General features: G+C 53.0%; 17 protein-coding genes. 10 read left to right on the top strand and 7 right to left on the bottom strand.

Annotated features, from left to right (window positions below; translation table 11 throughout):
* Nucleotides 1–104: 104 nt before the first annotated feature.
* The gene (tcp, locus tag MRY16398_RS12370) at nucleotides 105–1,769 is read right to left on the bottom strand and encodes a methyl-accepting chemotaxis citrate transducer (protein ID WP_041851508.1); all 1,665 of its coding nucleotides are present in this window, start codon (nucleotides 1,767–1,769) and stop codon (nucleotides 105–107) included.
* Between the two features lie 440 nt (nucleotides 1,770–2,209).
* Between tcp and umuC the strand changes: the two genes are divergently transcribed.
* Nucleotides 2,210–3,463, top strand: coding sequence for a translesion error-prone DNA polymerase V subunit UmuC (umuC, locus tag MRY16398_RS12365; protein WP_071195314.1), 1,254 nt, complete (start codon nucleotides 2,210–2,212; stop codon nucleotides 3,461–3,463).
* A 7-nt stretch (nucleotides 3,464–3,470) separates the two neighbouring features.
* On the opposite strand, the gene smrA is transcribed toward umuC, so the two are convergent.
* Nucleotides 3,471–4,034: a DNA endonuclease SmrA gene (gene smrA, locus MRY16398_RS12360; RefSeq protein WP_079498056.1), complete on the bottom strand. Its 564-nt coding sequence runs from the start codon at nucleotides 4,032–4,034 to the stop codon at nucleotides 3,471–3,473.
* Nucleotides 4,035–4,590: 556 nt separating this feature from the next.
* Between smrA and ogt the strand changes: the two genes are divergently transcribed.
* From ogt to uspE, 3 genes are all read left to right on the top strand, one after another.
* Nucleotides 4,591–5,106, top strand: coding sequence for a methylated-DNA--[protein]-cysteine S-methyltransferase (ogt, locus tag MRY16398_RS12355; RefSeq protein ID WP_041851510.1), 516 nt, complete (start codon nucleotides 4,591–4,593; stop codon nucleotides 5,104–5,106).
* 208 nt (nucleotides 5,107–5,314) lie between these two features.
* The gene (gene fnr, locus MRY16398_RS12350; protein WP_061495443.1) at nucleotides 5,315–6,067 is read left to right on the top strand and encodes a fumarate/nitrate reduction transcriptional regulator Fnr; all 753 of its coding nucleotides are present in this window, start codon (nucleotides 5,315–5,317) and stop codon (nucleotides 6,065–6,067) included.
* A gap of 145 nt (nucleotides 6,068–6,212) precedes the next feature.
* Nucleotides 6,213–7,163, top strand: coding sequence for a universal stress protein UspE (gene uspE / locus MRY16398_RS12345; protein WP_071195317.1), 951 nt, complete (start codon nucleotides 6,213–6,215; stop codon nucleotides 7,161–7,163).
* Between the two features lie 45 nt (nucleotides 7,164–7,208).
* Here uspE and MRY16398_RS12340 read toward each other — a convergent pair whose 3' ends face one another.
* Complete coding sequence (locus MRY16398_RS12340; protein WP_125124448.1) at nucleotides 7,209–8,084, bottom strand: LysR family transcriptional regulator; 876 nt, start codon at nucleotides 8,082–8,084, stop codon at nucleotides 7,209–7,211.
* Between the two features lie 102 nt (nucleotides 8,085–8,186).
* Here MRY16398_RS12340 and MRY16398_RS12335 point away from each other — a divergent pair, with 102 nt between their 5' ends.
* Complete coding sequence (locus tag MRY16398_RS12335; protein WP_041851514.1) at nucleotides 8,187–8,642, top strand: multidrug/biocide efflux PACE transporter; 456 nt, start codon at nucleotides 8,187–8,189, stop codon at nucleotides 8,640–8,642.
* A 20-nt stretch (nucleotides 8,643–8,662) separates the two neighbouring features.
* Here MRY16398_RS12335 and MRY16398_RS12330 read toward each other — a convergent pair whose 3' ends face one another.
* The 3 genes from MRY16398_RS12330 to pntA all read right to left on the bottom strand — a co-directional run bounded on the left by MRY16398_RS12330 (nucleotide 8,663) and on the right by pntA (nucleotide 12,806).
* Nucleotides 8,663–9,784, bottom strand: a complete 1,122-nt coding sequence (locus tag MRY16398_RS12330; protein WP_041851515.1) for a mechanosensitive ion channel family protein — start codon at nucleotides 9,782–9,784, stop codon at nucleotides 8,663–8,665.
* 90 nt (nucleotides 9,785–9,874) lie between these two features.
* Nucleotides 9,875–11,263 (bottom strand): Re/Si-specific NAD(P)(+) transhydrogenase subunit beta, encoded by a 1,389-nt coding sequence (gene pntB / locus MRY16398_RS12325; RefSeq protein ID WP_071195321.1) that lies wholly within the window; start codon nucleotides 11,261–11,263, stop codon nucleotides 9,875–9,877.
* A 10-nt stretch (nucleotides 11,264–11,273) separates the two neighbouring features.
* Nucleotides 11,274–12,806, bottom strand: a complete 1,533-nt coding sequence (pntA, locus tag MRY16398_RS12320) for a Re/Si-specific NAD(P)(+) transhydrogenase subunit alpha (protein WP_071195322.1) — start codon at nucleotides 12,804–12,806, stop codon at nucleotides 11,274–11,276.
* 527 nt (nucleotides 12,807–13,333) lie between these two features.
* Here pntA and ydgH point away from each other — a divergent pair.
* From ydgH to folM, 3 genes are all read left to right on the top strand, one after another.
* Nucleotides 13,334–14,278, top strand: a complete 945-nt coding sequence (gene ydgH, locus MRY16398_RS12315; RefSeq protein WP_041851518.1) for a DUF1471 family protein YdgH — start codon at nucleotides 13,334–13,336, stop codon at nucleotides 14,276–14,278.
* 184 nt (nucleotides 14,279–14,462) lie between these two features.
* Nucleotides 14,463–15,845 carry an amino acid permease gene (locus MRY16398_RS12310; RefSeq protein ID WP_041851519.1) on the top strand — a complete coding sequence of 461 codons (1,383 nt, stop codon included), beginning with the start codon at nucleotides 14,463–14,465 and terminating at the stop codon, nucleotides 15,843–15,845.
* Nucleotides 15,846–15,883: 38 nt separating this feature from the next.
* Entirely contained in the window at nucleotides 15,884–16,606 is a 723-nt protein-coding gene (gene folM, locus MRY16398_RS12305) for a dihydromonapterin reductase (RefSeq protein WP_079498064.1), read from the top strand.
* Here the strand turns inward: folM and MRY16398_RS12300 are convergent.
* Nucleotides 16,603–16,938 (bottom strand): GlpM family protein, encoded by a 336-nt coding sequence (locus tag MRY16398_RS12300; protein WP_041851521.1) that lies wholly within the window; start codon nucleotides 16,936–16,938, stop codon nucleotides 16,603–16,605. The two genes, folM and MRY16398_RS12300, sit on opposite strands and share 4 nt — an antisense overlap.
* A gap of 129 nt (nucleotides 16,939–17,067) precedes the next feature.
* Between MRY16398_RS12300 and rstA the strand changes: the two genes are divergently transcribed.
* Together rstA and rstB are read left to right on the top strand one after the other, a co-directional pair.
* Nucleotides 17,068–17,787, top strand: a complete 720-nt coding sequence (rstA, locus tag MRY16398_RS12295; RefSeq protein ID WP_071195325.1) for a two-component system response regulator RstA — start codon at nucleotides 17,068–17,070, stop codon at nucleotides 17,785–17,787.
* 26 nt (nucleotides 17,788–17,813) lie between these two features.
* Nucleotides 17,814–19,103: a two-component system sensor histidine kinase RstB gene (rstB, locus tag MRY16398_RS12290; RefSeq protein ID WP_071195326.1), complete on the top strand. Its 1,290-nt coding sequence runs from the start codon at nucleotides 17,814–17,816 to the stop codon at nucleotides 19,101–19,103.
* Nucleotides 19,104–19,120 lie beyond the last annotated feature (17 nt).

Raw genomic sequence — 19,120 nt, 5'->3', positions numbered from 1 at the left:
TTCCCTCTCTCCTTTGGAGAGAGGGGGCCAGAACGGTGCGGTTTACTGCCATGCCTCTCCTTTAAGGGATAGGGCATAACGGCAGGTTACCCGCCGGGATAAATTTAGAAGGTTTCCCAGTTACCGTCGCCAACAGCAGGTGCGGTGGAAGCAACGGCCGTGCGCGGGGCAATGGTCGGTTTACCGGGTTTGCTTTGCAACAGCGCGCTGTGACCATTGACGCGGAAGACCGCGACGGCCTGACGCAGTTGTTCCGCCTGCTCTTCCAGTGCGGCTGAGGCCGCAGCGGACTCCTGCACCAGCGAGGCGTTCTGCTGGGTAACGCTGTCCATTTGCGATACCGCGAGGCTCACCTGCTCAATACCTTTACTCTGCTCGTCCGAGGCAGATGCGATTTCGCCCATAATATCGGTTACGCGCGTTACGGCATTAACGATCTCTTGCATGGTATTACCCGCTTCGGCCACCAGCGAGGTGCCGGAGTTGACGCGGTTAACGGAGTTTTCAATCAGCGTTTTGATCTCTTTTGCCGCCTGCGCACTGCGGCTGGCCAGTGTGCGAACTTCCCCGGCAACCACGGCAAACCCACGCCCCTGCTCACCCGCACGCGCGGCTTCAACGGCGGCGTTCAGGGCGAGGATATTGGTCTGGAAAGCAATGGCGTCGATCACGCTGGTTATCTGGGCTATTTGCTGCGAACTGCTGGAGATCTCGCTCATGGTGCGTACCACATCGCTTACCACACGGCCACCGCGAGCTGCGGTGTCGGAGGCATTTTTCGCCAGGTTTGAAGCCTGACGGGCGTTATCGGTGTTCTGTTTCACCGTTGCGGTCAACTGCTCCATACTGGCGGCGGTCTCTTCGAGTGACGAGGCCTGTTGTTCGGTGCGGGAAGAGAGATCGTTGTTGCCGGTAGAGATTTCACTCGCACCGGTATAAATCGAATCGGAGCTGTTACGCACCGCGCTCACGGTTTTGACCAGCGAGGATTGCATCTCGTGCAGGCCACCGGCCAGTTGGCTCATCTCATTGCGGCCTTCGGCGGAGATCGGCTGTGTCAGGTCACCGTCGGCGATAGCGCGAATATGCCCCATCACGCTGTGCAGTGGTTTGAGCAGCAGATGTTGCAGCCCCAGCCAGATCACCGTCATGACAGCGATCACCACCAGCAGAATTACGCCCAGGGTCCATTGCATGCTGGTGAAGCTGCTCTGGTTTTCCTGTGCGGCGGCCTGCAGGAAAGTGTTGTTTTCTGTGCGCCATTTCGCATAGCTGGCGTCCATATCATCCTGCGCCTGTTGGGCATCCAGGTTGCCATAAGCTTCGTAGTTGTTTGCCTTCAGGAAGGTGATGGACTGCTGCAGTACGTCGTGCATTTTGGTGATGTTTTGCGAAACTTCATTCGCTAACCCGGCATCCTGCCCTGCGACACGCGGTGTATTTTTATAGTTATTAAAGTACCCCTCGGCTTTATTGAGGGATTCAGTGGCGGTAGTGAGTAGCTTATCGATACTGGCAAGCGATGCCGGATCGCGTTGATTTTTTAAAAAGCGGATCGCAACACGGGTAACGGTGACGCGTGTTTTAATAAGCGTATTGACGCTATCGCCAAGATTTTCCTGCTGTGCGCTAAGGATGCCCGTGTTCTGAAAGTTCACTCTGTCATTATTGACAGCAGAGTAGAAAAGCCCGCCGGTAACTAGCTGAAGCAGACAAAATACCGACAAGGCAATGATGATGCCGGTGATGACGCGTATATTTTTGAGCATATTATGGTCCAGGGAAGAGGCAAAGTTGCTCAATATATATCGACACGACAGGCATTAACTTTATGGTGGCGCACGACGGACCTGTTAATTTTCGGGGTTGACAAGGGGGCTCATGCGTCTGTTTCCCCCTGCCCTTACCCACAATTTCACACTGACAGCGTCGTCTCTTGTCATGCTCCCTCAAGAGAGGCGATCTGCTGTAACGCATCGTCATGAAGATGTTGTAACTGCCCGTTGAGCGCGGGCGCATGGGCTTCGTATACCGTACCCGCCCCGTTACGCCGGTAAGCGGATCACATAGCGCGTGGGGCTGATAGACCCAGTGCCGATGATCGTTTTATTTTCTGCTCTTCCTACCCAGGCGAATAAGCCACTTGATCATTTCAAATGCCAGAAGTACTGTATATAAAAACAGTATTTATAAAAGAGGCCAGATCATCATGTTCGCCCTTGTTGACGTGAACTCGTTTTACACCAGTTGTGAGACCGTCTGGCGGCCCGACCTGAGCGGTAAACCGGTGGTGGTGCTCTCAAATAACGATGGCTGTATTGTGTCCCGCTCAGCCGAAGCTAAAGCCCTGGGCATTGGTATGGCGGAGCCTTATTTCAAACAAAAAGATCTGTTGCAGCGGCATGGCGTGGCGGTATTCAGCAGCAATTACGCCTTATATGGCGATATGAGCCAGCGGGTAATGACGACGCTGGAGGAAATTTGCCCGCGGGTAGATCAGTACAGTATTGATGAAGCGTTTGTGGATCTTTCCGGTATTCCCAACCTCAAACGCTTCGGTAAATATATTCGCGATACCGTTTATCAACGCACCATGCTGACCGTCGGGGTGGGCATCGCACCGACAAAAACGCTGGCTAAACTGGCAAATTACGCGGCCAAAAGGTGGCCAGCGCAGAGCGGTGGCGTGGTGGATATCTCAACGCCCACCAGGCAACATCGGTTGATGGCAGCCATCCCCGTAGAAGAGGTCTGGGGCATTGGTCGACGGCTAACGAAAAAGCTGAACACCATGAATATCACCACCGTGCTGGATCTGGCGAAATGCGATTTATGGTTTATCCGCAAAAACTTCAGCGTGGTACTCGAAAGAACCGTTCGCGAACTGCGTGGCGAACCCTGTCTCGGTTTTCAGGAATTCTCTCCGGCAAAGCATGAAATTATTAGTTCGCGATCTTTTGGTCAGCGAATTAGCGATTATTCCTCAGTCCGTGAAGGTATCAGTACCTGGGCGGCCAGAGCAGCAGAAAAATTACGTGCCCAGCATCAATATTGCCGATATATCGGCGCGTTTATAAAAAGTAGTCCACACGATCCTGATGAACCTTATTACAGTAATAGCGCAGGAATTACGCTACTCACCCCCACCCAGGACACCAGAGATATTATTGCCGCAGCAACGCGTAGCCTGGATATTATCTGGAAGCAAGGTCCGCGATATCAAAAAGCGGGTGTTATATTAGGAGACTTCTTTAGTCAAGGCGTTGCACAACTTAATTTATTCGATGAGTATGCCCCCCGGCCAAATAGCCAGACACTGATGGGCGTAATGGATCTCATGAACAAGAAAGGTAATAAAATGTGGTTTGCCGGCCAGGGCGTGACCCCGGCCTGGTCAATGAAACGACACCTGCTCTCGCCAGCCTGGACCACCCGAATTGAGGATATCCCGCTGGCACAGTAGCCGCCAGTTAGCGGCTACGCTTGGCGTGGCGCTCCCAGTTTTCCTGCTTCGCCTCTGCCGATTTGCGTAATGACACATAACATGCGCCGTTGCCGCCATGACGCGGTTGTGCGACGCAAAATGCCTGAACATCGTCAAATTCGGTTAACCAGCGGGCAAGATAGCTGCGAATAATATTGGCATGGGCGTTATCGTCGCGCCCTTTCCCATGAATTATCAGGAGATTACGCAATCCGTCTTGCCGCGCCTGATGCACAAAGCGAAATAGCAGTTGTCGACACTGCTCCACGGGCTGGCGTAACAGGCTGAGGCTGGCCTGCTGGGAGTACTTGCCGGTACGAAGCTTATCAATCACCCCGGTTTGCAACCCCTCGCGGCGGAATTCCAGTGGTGTATCAAGGGGTAAGACATCAAGGAACCCGGTGGTCAGGAAGTTATCAAGTTGCAATGTATCGATATGCTGTGGTGCACGCGTGTTTCGGGCCGGATGCCAGTGAACATCGGCACAGCGCTTAAGTGGCTGGACATCCTCCATGGCGTCAAGAAACAGTGATTTGTCATCAGGGTTCATGGTTTTGTCCTCCCGCTACATCTGAGGGACTTACTATAGCGGGCGCGGCAGCCCGCCACAATGCCTGATATTCAATTAATGGCTGACAATTAGTGAGGTATTTGAAGCAATTATCGAAAATTAATTTCGCGTGCTATTTAACTCTACTTAACTACAAGTTTACTGCCATTAACCTCAAAAATTTCAGTTAAATTATCGTGAAACTAATCACCATTTCATACTGGAATTATCTGGCATGGGAACTATAACTATATTTACCGCGCAAGGATGAAGTTTAAAATAATTACCGAACGGACGCGTTGCTGTGTGTACTGTAGAGCCTGACGGATGTCGGCAGGCTCTATTTTTTTATTTCCGCAACAATAAAGAATATATCATCTATTCAGTGACCCAACATTTCCTATAGTGAAAACTATTCACCCCATGAATAATTAATAATCTTTCTCGATTCTCTTTGATTTATTGCGCCTCTAATGGGGTATAGAGTCACTTTCTTGATCGTGCTAGATTGCGCCACTCCCCCTGTGCTATTGCGATATTTGAGAAAGGATTGCCGATGCTTACGCTACTTGAGGATAAAATTGCCACTCCGCTGGGTCCACTGTGGGTACTGTGCGACGAAACATTTCATTTGCGCGCGGTTGAGTGGGAAGAACATAGTGAACGCATGAATGAACTGCTGGATATTCATTATCGCAAGGAAGGTTACACGCGCATTCCTGCCACGAATCCCGGTGGATTAAGCCGCAAGCTTCTGGACTATTTCGAGGGCGATCTGGCGGTGATAGATACTCTGCCAACCGCCACGGCGGGTACCCCCTTTCAGCGTGAAGTCTGGAAAGCGTTACGTGAGATCCCGTGTGGCCACGTGATGCATTATGGTCAGTTAGCGGAGAGGCTCGGACGAATCGGTGCCGCGCGGGCGGTAGGTGCCGCGAACGGTTCAAATCCGGTCAGTATTGTGGTTCCCTGCCATCGGGTGATTGGCCGCAACGGCACCATGACCGGCTATGCAGGTGGCGTGCAACGTAAAGAGTGGTTGTTGCGGCACGAAGGCTACTTGCTATTGTGAAAAAAAGAGGCTCTTTGTGCTCTTTTTCGCGGCATTCTATGGTAAAAGCCTTACTGAAACGATGGAATATCAATGAGATGGTCTACTCCCCTGTTTCATCGTTTTTCACACCTGTTTTAATTCTACTGAATTGACGTTTCGCCAGGCTTACGTGTTCAAGAAAAAGATGATAAAATTGACTAAAATCAATTACGGCTTGAGCAGACCTATGATCCCGGAAAAGCGAATTATACGACGCATTCAGTCTGGCGGTTGTGCAATCCATTGCCAGGATTGCAGTATTAGCCAGCTCTGCATCCCCTTCACACTCAATGAACACGAGCTCGATCAGCTCGACAACATCATTGAGCGCAAAAAGCCCATCCAGAAAGGTCAAACTTTGTTCAAAGCTGGGGATGAACTGAAATCGCTTTACGCTATTCGTTCCGGCACGATCAAGAGCTACACCATTACTGAACAGGGTGACGAGCAAATCACCGGTTTCCATCTGGCGGGCGATCTGGTCGGCTTTGACGCCATCGGCACTGGCCACCACCCGAGCTTTGCTCAGGCGCTGGAAACGTCAATGGTTTGTGAAATCCCGTTCGAAACGCTGGATGACCTGTCAGGCAAAATGCCGAACCTGCGTCAGCAGATGATGCGCCTGATGAGCGGTGAAATCAAAGGCGATCAGGACATGATCCTATTGCTGTCGAAAAAGAACGCCGAGGAGCGCCTGGCCGCGTTTATCTATAATCTGTCCCGTCGTTTCGCTCAGCGTGGTTTCTCTCCGCGTGAGTTCCGCCTGACCATGACACGTGGCGATATCGGTAACTATTTAGGCCTGACCGTAGAAACCATCAGCCGTCTGTTGGGTCGTTTCCAGAAGAGCGGTATGCTGGCGGTGAAAGGCAAATATATCACCATCGAGAACAGCGATATCCTGGCTCAGCTTGCCGGACATTCGCGTAACGTCGCCTGATTTTATCCCCCTCCTTTTGACCTTTTGCCGGACGCTTAAATTTTTCTGTTTTATTGATCTGGCAAAAGGTTTTCCCTGTTTCATTCAGTACTTATAGGTTATCTTGTATTTACAGACTGTGGTGACAGATGTAAGGAGACCCTGTATGGCTAAGTATCAAAATATGCTGGTCGCCATCGATCCTAACCAGGACGATCAGCCCGCATTACGACGCGCCGTGTATTTACATCAACGGATTGGCGGCCGGATTAAAGCTTTCCTGCCGATCTATGATTTCTCTTACGAGATGACCACCCTTCTGTCCCCTGACGAACGCACAGCCATGAGACAAGGCGTGATCAGCCAGCGTACGGCCTGGATTCGTGAACAGGCAAAGTACTATATAGACGCTGGCGTCCCTATTGATATTAAAGTGGTGTGGCATAACCGTCCCTTCGAAGCCATCATTCAGGAAGTGATGTCCGGCGGCCACGACTTGCTGCTGAAAATGGCCCACCAGCATGACAAACTGGAATCCGTTATCTTCACCCCCACCGACTGGCATCTGCTGCGTAAATGCCCTTGCCCGGTCTGGATGGTCAAAGATCAGCCCTGGCCGGAAGGCGGGAAAGCGCTGGTGGCGGTCAATCTTGCCAGCGAAGAGCTCTATCACAACGCGCTGAACGAAAAGCTGGTGAAAGAGACGCTGCAACTGGCAGAACAGGTCAACCACACCGAAGTTCATCTGGTTGGCGCGTATCCGGTAACCCCAATTAACATTGCCATTGAACTGCCGGAATTTGACCCGAGCGTCTATAACGACGCGATTCGCGGCCAACATCTCATTGCCATGAAAGCCCTACGGCAGAAATTCGGTATTGATGAAAAAGTGACCCATGTGAATAAAGGCCTGCCGGAAGAGGTCATTCCGGATCTGGCGGAACATTTACAGGCCGGGATCGTCGTACTGGGCACCGTCGGGCGCACCGGGATCTCAGCCGCGTTCCTCGGAAATACCGCTGAACAGGTGATCGACCACCTGCGCTGCGACTTGCTGGTCATCAAACCGGACGACTACCAGAGCCCGATTGAACTGGATGACGAAGAAGACGATTAACCCCAACACGCAGCAAAATGCCCGCCACTCGCGGGCGTTTTCTTTTTATTGCTGACCTCGCCAGTGCTGCAAATAGTGCCGCAGCCAGCTTCCGGCAACACCGGGCGGCTGTTTTTTATTCCACAACATGTCGACAGGGATGCTTTGCGGCCAGCCTGGTACATCGACACGCGTCAATTTTTTTGCCCCGGAAAACTCATCCACCAGCGCACAGGGTAATGCGCACCAGCCAAATCCCTGTTCCGCCATACTGAGCAACAGCAGATAGCTCGGCGCAGACCATACCGGGCCGCGCGCGGGCGTATTACGGTTTTCCAGATAGGTATTAAGCCGCAGCTCACGCCAGGTGCGTAATTGCTCTTCAGAGACACTCCCCTGCTGCGCCAGCGGATGCCCGTGCGCCACGTAGATATCCATCTGACTCTGCATTGGCAGGCGCATCGCGCTGATGTCCGTCGGATAGGCATTGCGGGCTTCCGTTAAGCCTAATTGTGCCCGCCCTTTTTGCAGGAGATCGATGACATCCTCGTTTTCGCCAATCAGACACTCAAATTCGGTATGGGGATAGCGTTTGTCGAACTCTCCCAACAGATCCGCCAGCGTATCCGGGTTCAACGTATCGGAAAGGATGAACGTCAGCCGCGTTTCCGTTTCCCCCGCCAGCCAGACCGCCAGCTCATCCAGTTTATCGCTGGCGGCGAGAATGGCCTGCACGTAGCTGAGCGCCCTCACACCTTCCGGTGTCAGCATCGGATGACGCGCTGAGCGATCAAAGAGCGCCACGCCCAAGTCTGCTTCCAGATTAGCGATGGCGGTACTGATGGTGGACTGGCTTTTGCGCAGCTTCCGCGCAGCAGCAGAGAAGGAGCCAGAGGCAACGGTTTCAACAAAGGCAGTCAGAGCTTCAGGAGAGTAGCGCATTATGTATCTATTTTATCGATGGTATCTATCTTTAATTTATCTCATAAAACGATAAAAATCCTCTCAGCTAAGCCCGTCAAACGACAAAGAGGACCCAAAATCATGCAACAACCTGCCGTACAGCGCCGCACTCTGGCCGAGCGTATCTTTCACGCGGTGAGCTTCGAAGTGATCGCCACCGCCATTTGCGCCCCGGCCAGCGCCTGGATAATGCAGCGCCCGGTGTTGGAGATGGGTGGACTGACATTGTTACTGGCTACTGCGGCGATGATCTGGAACGTGATTTACAACGCGCTATTTGACAGGCTTTGGCCGGTTCATCGCCTGGCGCGTACCGCGAAGGTCCGCGCCTGCCATGCGCTGGGGTTTGAAGGGGGGTTTATCGTGATTGGCGTGACCATAGCCTCGCTGACGCTTGGCATCGGCCTGGTAGAAGCGTTCTTACTGGAGATCGGCTTTTTCCTCTTCTTCCTTCCCTACACCATGGCGTTTAACTGGATCTACGACATAGTGCGCGCCCGGGTGGTTCACCGTCAGGCGGCGCGCATATGTCAGTAAATGTTTCGGGTACGCCTGTTTTAACTGCGCGTTCCCGTCATCGTCTCTTGCTGGCTGTCGGCATCCGGCACGCCAGCGGGCCAGGGTCCTTTAACCACGGTAGTCGGTAGCGCCAGTTGCACGTCGTTCGCCGCCAGTTGCTCCATAATGCGGATATTAATCTCCTGCTGGATATCCATATATTTGTTGTAATCCGCGGTATTGACGATATGGACAACTTCAAAGTTGAGTCGATCGGTGCCGAAACCGAGAAAATGAGCGCGGTCGAATTTGGTTTCGCCGACGTCATTAATAATGGTTTTTATCATCTCACCAATCTGACGGAGTTTATCCGGCGGGGTTGACAAGGCGACACCGAAAGTAAAAACGATACGCCGGGTTTGCATACGCTTATAGTTATGCAGCGTCTGCTGCAGAAGAATGGCGTTACCACAGACAATCTGCTCTCCGCTCAAACTGCGTATGCGCGTGGTTTTGAGGCCAATATGCTCAACCGTGCCGGCGACATCGTTAAACACCACGAAATCTCCAATTTCAAAAGGCTTATCAAAACCAATCGACAACGAGGCAAAAACATCGCTGAGGATGGTCTGTACCGCCAGGGCGATGGCAATACCGCCGACGCCGAGGCTTGCCACCAGCGCGGTAATATTCACCCCGACATTCGCCAGAATTGACAGCAGCATCACGGTCCATACCAGCATCCGTAGCAGCAGTCCGGTGATGACCAGCGTCACCGGGTTTTTATGCATACCGGGTTCATAACGCAACTGATGCAGCCAGGAGATAATCCCCTGATCAAACCAGAGCGCCATTTGAATGGCGAGCACCAAAAACCAGGCATGACTGATTGTCGCGGAGAGATTTGTGGGGAGCTCAACAAAACGCAGGCTAAAAAGAAACGCGACGATAAAGAGCAGCACCTTGCTGGTTCTGACTAACATATCATTCAGCACCAGACGCATTTTCTGCGTGCTTTGATGCTTATCGCCCCAGCTCTGCACACCTTTACCAACGATACGCAGTAAACGGTTAAGCAACCAGTAGGCCAATATCGTAATGATGACGACCGTGAAGACAGCAATCCAGAACGATGGCGTCATCATTAAAGATATCAAATCGAAACGTGATAAAAATTCCATTCTTTCCCTCATCAAAGCCGTGAAGAGAAAAAGTATAGACGCAGACAAAAAAAAACCGCTCCGAAGAGCGGTTGAGATACGCGCAGAGAATTACAGCGCTTTCAGAATCGCATCGACGCTGGCTTTGGCATCGCCAAACAGCATCTGGGTATTCTCTTTAAAGAACAGCGGGTTCTGTACACCAGCATAGCCGGTATTCATAGAGCGTTTGAACACGATAACGTTTTGCGCTTTCCACACTTCCAGAACAGGCATACCTGCGATAGGACTCTTCGGATCGTCCTGCGCCGCCGGGTTAACGGTGTCATTCGCACCAATAACCAGTACGGTGTCGGTATCGGCGAAGTCATCGTTGATTTCGTCCATTTCCAGCACGATGTCATACGGTACTTTCGCTTCCGCCAGCAGGACGTTCATGTGGCCCGGCAAACGCCCCGCAACCGGGTGAATACCGAAGCGCACTTTCACGCCGCGCGCACGCAGTTTCTCGGTAATTTCCGCAACCGGATACTGCGCCTGTGCGACCGCCATGCCGTAACCTGGGGTGATGATGACAGAGTGTGAGTTTTTCAGCATCTCAGCCGTCTCTTCGGCGTTGATCTCACGGTGCTCGCCCACTTCTTCATCGGACCCTGTAGAGGAACCGTCAGTACCGAAGCCGCCAGCGATAACGCTGATAAAGGAGCGGTTCATCGCCTTACACATGATGTAAGAGAGGATCGCACCGGAAGAACCCACCAGCGCACCGGTGACAATCAGCAGGTCGTTGCTCAGCATAAAGCCCGCCGCCGCTGCCGCCCAACCGGAATAGGAGTTCAGCATCGAGACCACAACCGGCATGTCAGCACCGCCGATAGAGGCCACCAGATGCCAGCCAAACACCAACGCAATCGCCGTCATCACCAGCAGCGCCAGCGCCTGCAGGCCCACGCTTTCAGTACGAACAAAAATCACCAGCAGGACGAAAGAAACCACCAGCGCCGCAAGATTCAATTTGTGACGGTTTGGCAGCATCAACGGTTTTGAGGAGATCTTGCCGCACAGCTTGCCGAACGCCACGATAGAACCGGTGAAGGTGACGGCGCCGATAAAGATGCCGAGGAACACTTCGGTCAGGTGAATATTGACCAGGATCGGTTCCATGCCCGGTTCGTGGTAAAGGTAGCTGTTAAAGCCAACCAGCACCGCGGCCAGACCCACAAAGCTGTGCAGTACAGCAACCAGCTCAGGCATCTCGGTCATTTCAACTTTACGCGCCAGGCGAATACCGATAGCACCACCGATGATCATCGCAACGATAATCCACGCTACGTTGCCAGTGTCAGGCCCGAAAATCGTGGCAATCAGCGCAATCGCCATCCCGGCAACGCCGAAACGGTTACCCTGTTGGGACGTTTCATGTTTCGATAGCCCCGCCAGACTGAAAATAAACAGGATCGCGGCAACAATGTATGCAGCTGTAACTAATCCTCCAGACATGTGCTACCCCTTAGTTCTTCCGGAACATTTTCAGCATGCGCTGAGTGACGGTGAAACCACCAAAAATATTAATGCTGGCAATCAGTACAGCGATAAAGCTTAAGAAGCTGACCCAACCACCATGGCCGATTTGTAAGAGTGCGCCAACAACGATAATGCCGGAGATTGCGTTGGTAACCGACATCAACGGAGTATGCAAGGCGTGGGAGACGTTCCACACCACGTAGTAACCGACCACGCAGGCCAGCGCGAAGACGGTGAAGTGACCAAGAAACTCTTTAGGTGCAACGTCGGCCAGCCAGCCGAAGAGAATAATCACCAGCGCCATGATGCCGTATTTCAGCCATGGCGATGTGGGCTTAGCCTCTTCTTTCGCGGCGGCAGGTGCCGCTTTCGCCGCAGCCTGCGGTTGCGCGGAAACCTGAATCGGCGGAGCCGGCCAGGTTACTTCGCCCTCGCGAATGACGGTCACGCCGCGCACGACCACATCCTCGAAATCGACTGTCACATTGCCGTCTTTTTCTTTGCACAGCAATTTCAGCAGGTTGACCAGGTTGGTGCCGTAAAGTTGGGAAGACTGCGCGGCCAGACGGCCTGGCAGGTCGGTATAACCGATGATTTTCACGCCGTTTGGCGTAGTGACGACTTCGTTCGCCACGGTGTATTCGCAGTTACCGCCGTTTTGCGCCGCCAGGTCAACCACCACGCTGCCGGATTTCATGGAATCCACCATCTCGCGGGTGATCAGTTTCGGTGCCGGTTTACCCGGAATCAATGCGGTGGTGACGATGATATCAACGTCTTTCGCCTGGGCGGCAAAGAGTTCCATTTCCGCTTTGATAAACGCTTCGGACATCACTTTCGCGTAGCCGTCGCCGCTACCGGCTTCTTCTTTGAAATCCAGCTCAAGGAACTCAGCGCCCATACTCTGGACCTGTTCCTTCACTTCCGGACGGGTATCAAACGCGCGGACAATTGCCCCAAGGCTGTTCGCGGCACCAATAGCCGCCAGGCCGGCAACGCCTGCGCCAATGACCATCACTTTCGCCGGCGGGACTTTACCTGCGGCGGTGATCTGCCCGGTAAAGAAACGGCCAAATTCGTGGGCTGCTTCCACAATGGCGCGATAGCCAGCAATGTTGGCCATTGAGCTCAATGCATCCAGCGCCTGGGCACGGGAAATACGCGGCACAGAGTCCATCGCCATGACGGTAATATTACGGGCTGCCAGTTTCTCCATCAGCGGCGCATTCTGCGCAGGCCAGATAAAGCTGACTAATGTCGTGCCCGGATTAAGCAAGGCGATTTCGTCATCCGTCGGTGCATTCACCTTGAGGATAACGTCAGAGTGCCAGACGTTATTTTCGTCCACCACGGTTGCGCCAGCCTGGGTAAACGCGTTGTCATCGAAGCTTGCCAGTTTGCCCGCGCCGCTTTCAATCGCGACGGTGAAACCCAATTTAAGCAATTGCTCTACCGTTTTCGGCGTCGCCGCAACGCGGGTTTCATTGGCCAACCGTTCTTTTGGTACACCAATACGCATAGTTTTCCCTTCCATCGATTTTAGATGATGGTTTGTCAGTGATGCCCGGGCATGACATTGCCTGCCAGAGATAAATAAACAGACTGCATCCCGGAAAATAAAACAGTAACAAACTTTCTATAACCTACTGAAAATAACGCCTGTGATCTACCGCCAGAAAACAGAAATTCTCTTTTTATCTGTGAAAACCGGGCGGGTAGCAGGGCTGACAGGGTTATTTCCCTTTAATTCATTTAAACAAGCCGATATTCCGCTCAGGCGAAGCGGCAAAACACGATTAATCTCCGCTACAGATTGCTCTTTTAACAATGTATTAACTTAAAAAACTCATATGCTTTATGACTTTTGCTGGTCAACAGCCTGTTTTTTCAACATATCACTAAACGTTATCGTAAAACGTCTGGCGTGTAGCACACTCAGTGAAAAATGACGCAGACAGTCGTGTTGATTAAATGCAATAATCAGCGACGTTTTTAAGTCAACAACAACACCAGTATCTGGTTTGCGCAAGGCGAAGGATCATTTTTATGAAGCTTAAGTACACCCTCCTGGCGTCAGCACTTTTGTCCGTTACGACCCTGTCAGTCAACGCAGCGACAGAGTTAACGCCGGAGCAAGCGTCAGCATTGAAGCCCTACGATCGCGTTGTTATCACCGGTCGCTTTAACTCTATTGGCGATGCCGTTAAAGCCGCTTCAAGCCGTGCTGATAAAGAAGGCGCGGCCTCGTTTTATGTTGTAGACACCTCCGATTATGGTGAGAGCGGCAACCAGCGTGTCACCACGGACCTGTATAAAGCCGATGCGCCGAAAGCCGATGCGCCAAAACTGCGCGTCATCAATGGCGTTACTGAGTTGCCGAAGACCGATGCTATTGAGCTGGAACCGTTCGATACCGTTACGGTACAGGGTTTCTATCGCTCACAGCCGGAAGTAAACGATGCCATCACCAAAGCCGCGAAAGCGAAAGGGGCTGCCTCTTTCTATATTGTGCGTCAGGTTGATGCCAACGAAGGTGGCAACCAGCGGATTACGGCATATATCTATAAAGCTGATGCCAAAAAACGCGTACTGCAGAGCCCGGATGCCATTCCACGTGATTCTGAAGCAGGCCGTGCTGCCTTAGCGAAAGGCGGTGAAGAGGCCAAGAAAGTAGAAATCCCGGGCGTTGCAACTACCGCTGCGCCGAGCGCTGAAGTGGGGCGTTTCTTTGAAACACAATCCTCCACCTCAAACCGTTACACTGTCACGTTACCTGACGGAAAAAAAATCGAAGAAGTGAATAAAATCACGGCTGCGCAGATGGTTCCGTTCGACAGCATTAAGTTCACTGGTAACTACGGCAACATGACCGAGATCTCTTATCAGGTTGCGAAACGTGCCGCGGCGAAAGGTGCCAAGTATTACCACATCACCCGCCAGTGGCAGGAAAATGGTAGCAACATCACCATTAGTGCCGACTTGTACAAATAAGTACCCCTTCATTTTAAAGGCGGCCCTGGGTCGCCTTTTCTATTTTTTTCGCGAAATTAAGCCGTCACGCATTGCATGCCATTACGACTCTCCGTAAAATCCCGCGCCTCAGTGATATCCACCATTTTTATGCGCATAAGCAAAATAATTATTCTGGATTGAGCCCGTTCATAACAGGATACCCATGGAAAAGAAACTTGGCCTGAGCGCTTTAACTGCGCTGGTATTAAGCTCAATGCTCGGCGCGGGCGTTTTCAGCCTGCCGCAAAATATGGCGGAAATCGCCAGCCCCGCGGCCTTATTGATTGGCTGGGCGATTACCGGCGCGGGGATATTACTGCTCGCCTTCGCCATGCTTATCCTGACGCGTCTTCGCCCGGACCTGGACGGCGGTATTTTTACCTATGCCCGGGAAGGTTTTGGCGAACTTATCGGTTTTTGTTCTGCCTGGGGGTACTGGCTGTGCGCCGTTATCGCCAACGTCTCCTACTTAGTGATTGTCTTCTCTGCGCTGAGTTTCTTTACCGATACGCCAGAACTGCGCTTTTTTGGCGACGGTAACACCTGGCAGGCGATGGTGGGTGCATCCCTGCTGCTGTGGTTTGTTCATGCATTAGTGCTGCGCGGCGTGCAGACGGCGGCGAGTATTAATCTCGCGGCGACGCTCGCCAAACTGGTGCCGCTTGGCCTGTTTATTGTGCTGGCGGCCATGGCCTTCCATTACGATACCTTTAGCCTGGATTTCTCCGGTATCGCCCTGGGTGTACCGGTATGGGAGCAGGTGAAAAACACCATGCTCATTACCCTGTGGGTGTTTATCGGGGTTGAAGGCGCTGTGGTCGTCTCCGCCCGCGCGCGCAACAAACACGATGTGGGACGCGCCACCCTGCTGGCAGTGCTGGCTGCCCTCGGCGTCTATTTGTTGGTTACACTGCTGTCGCTGGGAGTGGTGCCGCGCCCGGAACTGGCGGCGATGCGTAATCCGTCAATGGCAGGCCTGATGGTCAGGCTGATGGGCTCCTGGGGCGATGTGGTTATTGCCGCCGGGCTGATTGTTTCGGTTTGTGGCGCTTACCTGAGCTGGACGATCATGGCAGCGGAAGTGCCGCTACTGGCCGCCACCCATCAGGCGTTTCCACGTATTTTTGCCCGACAGAACAAGAATAATGCGCCCGCGGCGTCGCTGTGGTTAACCAATATCAGTGTACAGGTCTCGCTGGTGCTGATCTGGCTCACAGGTTCCGATTACAATACGCTGTTGACCATTGCGTCAGAGATGATTCTGGTTCCTTATTTCCTTGTCGGGGCATTTTTACTGAAGATCTCTCGTCGTCCGTTGCACCGCGTCGTCGCTATCGGCGCCAGCCTCTATGGCTTATGGTTACTGTATGCATCCGGTCCGATGCATTTGCTGTTGTCGGTTGTGCTCTATGCGCCGGGGCTGCTGGTCTTTATCTACGCACGCCGCACGCATGACATAGCCAGTCTGCTTAAACGCCGGGAAAGAGTGCTGATTGGTCTGTTACTGATCGCCGCCGTTCCCGCCACGTGGAAGTTGATGGGGTAAGCAGCGCATGCGCCCCGTTGAGAAGGAGAACGCATTCGATGGGAAACTCGAAGACACGCCCGATATTGATTACCGGAGGAGGCCGTCGCATCGGTCTCGCCCTCGCCCACCATTTTCTCAGCCAACAGCAGCCGATTATCGTCAGTTACCGGACGCTCTATCCGGCGATTGAACAGTTAACCGCCGCGGGCGCGTTGTGCATTCAGGCAGACTTCAGCAGCGATGAAGGAGTGCTGGCCTTCGCCGATATTGTGAAGGAGAAAACCGAGGGGCTGCGGGCAATTATTCACAATGCGGGCGACTGGGCGGGTGAAAAACCCGGCGTTGCGCTGCCCGATGTGCTTTCACGGATGCTGCAGATCCACGTTCATGCCCCCTACTTACTTAACCATGCGCTGGAAAGATTATTGCGCGGATTCGGGCATGCCGCTGGCGATATTATTCACTTTACCGATTATGTTGTTGAGTGCGGAAGCGACAAACATATCGCCTATGCCGCCAGTAAAGCCGCGCTGGATAATATGACCCGCTCTTTTGCCAAAAAGCTGGCTCCAGAAGTGAAAGTCAACGCTATTGCCCCGGCGCTGATCCTGTTTAATGACGATGATGACGCGGAATACCGTCAGCAGGCACTCAATAAATCGCTGATGAAAATCGCCCCAGGCGAAAAAGAGATAATCGATCTGGTCGACTATCTGCTGACCAGTTGCTACGTCACGGGACGGACGTTTGGCGTCGATGGCGGCCGCCCGCTGCGCTAGTGGAGGCGGCTCCAGATAAAAATGAGCAGCCAGGCGCTGAGGCACCAGCAAAGTACCGCAGCGCCCAGCGCGTATCCCACCCGCATAAATCCGGTGAAGTACCACAGCGACAGCAGGTAAAGGAAATAAGGGATAATGGACCACATACCAAAAACGATGGTGGTGCGTAGCGCGTCCACGCCCCGCTCGGTCGCCACGATATAATGAGCGATTAAAGCAAAGGTCGGAAATAACGGTATTAGCCCGGCGATATAGTAATTTTTCGTTTTTGACAGCAATCCAATTAATAACACCACCAGCGCGCCAATTGTCGCTTTTATCACCAGCGCCATCACGTTCCCTTTCTCATAATGCCAACAAAGGCCTACAGCATAGCGGATGGGGAGCTTGTTTAGAAAAGATTAATGGCAGGATCAATAAAGGCAGTGTATGTTCATCTTTTTGACTCATCACGATGATATATGAATAAAATCGTTTTTGTGGAAGACGACCCGGAAGTGGGCGCACTTATTGCGGCATATCTGGGCAAACACGATATGGATGTGATAGTTGAACCGCGTGGTGACCGAGCAGAAGAGGTCATCGCCCGTGAAAAACCAGATCTGATTCTTCTGGATATCATGCTCCCCGGCAAAGATGGGATGACACTGTGCCGCGATTTACGCCAGCAGTGGACCGGCCCTATCGTCCTTCTCACCTCTCTTGATAGTGATATGAACCATATTCTGTCGCTGGAGATGGGCGCGAACGACTACATTCTTAAAACCACCCCACCTGCGGTTTTACTGGCGCGTCTGCGGCTGCATTTACGCCAGCAGGCCGGTGCCACACAGCAAGAATCCGCGCCGTCATCGCTAAAGCAGCATAAGACGCTGCAATTTGGCACGCTGACCATCGATCCGGTCAACAGGCAGGTGCTGCTGGCTGGCGAGCAGGTTGTTCTCTCAACCGCCGATTTCGATCTGCTGTGGGAACTGGCCACCCACGCAGGGCAAATTATGGACCGCGATGCGTTACTGAAAAACCTGCGCGGTGTGACCTATGACGGAATGGATCGCAGTGTTGATGTGGCCATTTCGCGCCTGCGCAAAAAATTGCTCGATAACGCCACCGAGCCTTTCCGTATTAAAACCGTGCGCAACAAAGGCTATCTTTTCGCCCCACACGCCTGGGATAACTGAGTCCGGTCCTCTTCGCGGGTGTCGCCATGAAAAAACTTTTCGTCCAGTTTTATCTGTTGCTGTTTGTCTGCTTTCTGGTGATGACCATGCTGGTCGGGCTGGTTTACAAATTCACCGCCGAGCGCGCAGGGCGACAGTCGCTGGACGATTTGATGAAAAGTTCGCTGTACCTGATGCGCAGCGAACTACGTGAAATCCCACCGCACCAGTGGAACAAAACGCTCAAAGAGCTGGACCTCAACCTGTCCTTTAACATGCGCGTGGAACCGATGAGCAAGTTCTCGCTGGAAGCACCCGCGCAACAGCGGCTACAGGAAGGCGATATTGTCGCGCTGGATTCGCAATACACCTTTATCCAGCGTATTCCACGCAGCCACTATGTCCTGGCTGTCGGCCCTGTCCCCTACCTCTTTTATCTGCATGAAATGCGTCTGCTCGATATGGCGCTGATGGCCTTTATTGCTATCTCACTGGCCTTCCCGGTGTTTATCTGGATGCGTCCCCACTGGCAGGAGATGCTGCGGCTAGAATCCGCCGCCCAGCGCTTTGGCGAAGGTCATCTTGAAGAGCGCATTCATTTTGACAGCACCTCCAGCTTTGAACGGCTGGGGATTGCCTTTAACCAGATGGCGGATAACATCAACGCCCTGATCGCCAGTAAGAAAATGTTGATTGATGGCGTGGCCCACGAGCTGCGCACACCGCTGGTCAGGCTGCGTTATCGCCTGGAGATGAGCGACAACCTGAGCGATAGCGAACGTAGCGCGCTGAACCGCGATATCGGGCAACTCGAAGGACTCATTCAGGAGCTGCTCACCTACGCACGCCTTGACCGTCCGCAGACAGAACTGAAACTGACCACGCCCGATCTCAACGCTTGGCTGGACGGTTATATGCTGGATGCCCGCAACGTCAACCCCGACCACCAGCTAGAACTCCATAATCAGCCCGGCGACTATGGTTCGCTGGATATGCGCCTGATGGAGCGCGTGCTGGATAACCTCATCAATAATGCCCTGCGCTACTGCCAGAAAACGGTCAAAGTGACATTACAGCTTGAAGGCTCGCAGGCAAGCCTGATTGTCGAAGATGACGGTCCGGGGATTGCCCCGGATGAGCGTAGCCGTGTGTTTGAGCCTTTTGTGCGCCTCGACCCCAGCAGAGACCGTGCGACGGGCGGTTGTGGCCTGGGGCTTGCCATCGTGCACTCCATCGCCCAGGCAATGAGCGGCGAAGTGAAGTGTGAAGAGAGCGCTGCGGGCGGCGCCCGTTTTTGTTTTCAGTGGCCGGTCTGGCACGACACCTCCCTCACCTGAAAAGCGTGACGTGCACG

Origin of the sequence: Phytobacter sp. MRY16-398 (assembly GCF_003925915.1) — a bacterium.
Classification (GTDB): domain Bacteria; phylum Pseudomonadota; class Gammaproteobacteria; order Enterobacterales; family Enterobacteriaceae; genus Phytobacter; species Phytobacter diazotrophicus.
Note: the sequence above shows the minus strand (reverse complement) of the source record. Positions and strands in the feature narration are given on the sequence as shown.

What these genes read in the sequence shown, in the direction of transcription:
- tcp (WP_041851508.1), bottom strand. Translation starts at nt 1,769, where the DNA reads ATGCTCAAAAATATACGCGTCATCACCGGCATCATCATTGCCTTGTCG.
- umuC (WP_071195314.1), top strand. Translation starts at nt 2,210, where the DNA reads ATGTTCGCCCTTGTTGACGTGAACTCGTTTTACACCAGTTGTGAGACC.
- smrA (WP_079498056.1), bottom strand. Translation starts at nt 4,034, where the DNA reads ATGAACCCTGATGACAAATCACTGTTTCTTGACGCCATGGAGGATGTC.
- ogt (WP_041851510.1), top strand. Translation starts at nt 4,591, where the DNA reads ATGCTTACGCTACTTGAGGATAAAATTGCCACTCCGCTGGGTCCACTG.
- fnr (WP_061495443.1), top strand. Translation starts at nt 5,315, where the DNA reads ATGATCCCGGAAAAGCGAATTATACGACGCATTCAGTCTGGCGGTTGT.
- uspE (WP_071195317.1), top strand. Translation starts at nt 6,213, where the DNA reads ATGGCTAAGTATCAAAATATGCTGGTCGCCATCGATCCTAACCAGGAC.
- MRY16398_RS12340 (WP_125124448.1), bottom strand. Translation starts at nt 8,084, where the DNA reads ATGCGCTACTCTCCTGAAGCTCTGACTGCCTTTGTTGAAACCGTTGCC.
- MRY16398_RS12335 (WP_041851514.1), top strand. Translation starts at nt 8,187, where the DNA reads ATGCAACAACCTGCCGTACAGCGCCGCACTCTGGCCGAGCGTATCTTT.
- MRY16398_RS12330 (WP_041851515.1), bottom strand. Translation starts at nt 9,784, where the DNA reads ATGGAATTTTTATCACGTTTCGATTTGATATCTTTAATGATGACGCCA.
- pntB (WP_071195321.1), bottom strand. Translation starts at nt 11,263, where the DNA reads ATGTCTGGAGGATTAGTTACAGCTGCATACATTGTTGCCGCGATCCTG.
- pntA (WP_071195322.1), bottom strand. Translation starts at nt 12,806, where the DNA reads ATGCGTATTGGTGTACCAAAAGAACGGTTGGCCAATGAAACCCGCGTT.
- ydgH (WP_041851518.1), top strand. Translation starts at nt 13,334, where the DNA reads ATGAAGCTTAAGTACACCCTCCTGGCGTCAGCACTTTTGTCCGTTACG.
- MRY16398_RS12310 (WP_041851519.1), top strand. Translation starts at nt 14,463, where the DNA reads ATGGAAAAGAAACTTGGCCTGAGCGCTTTAACTGCGCTGGTATTAAGC.
- folM (WP_079498064.1), top strand. Translation starts at nt 15,884, where the DNA reads ATGGGAAACTCGAAGACACGCCCGATATTGATTACCGGAGGAGGCCGT.
- MRY16398_RS12300 (WP_041851521.1), bottom strand. Translation starts at nt 16,938, where the DNA reads ATGGCGCTGGTGATAAAAGCGACAATTGGCGCGCTGGTGGTGTTATTA.
- rstA (WP_071195325.1), top strand. Translation starts at nt 17,068, where the DNA reads ATGAATAAAATCGTTTTTGTGGAAGACGACCCGGAAGTGGGCGCACTT.
- rstB (WP_071195326.1), top strand. Translation starts at nt 17,814, where the DNA reads ATGAAAAAACTTTTCGTCCAGTTTTATCTGTTGCTGTTTGTCTGCTTT.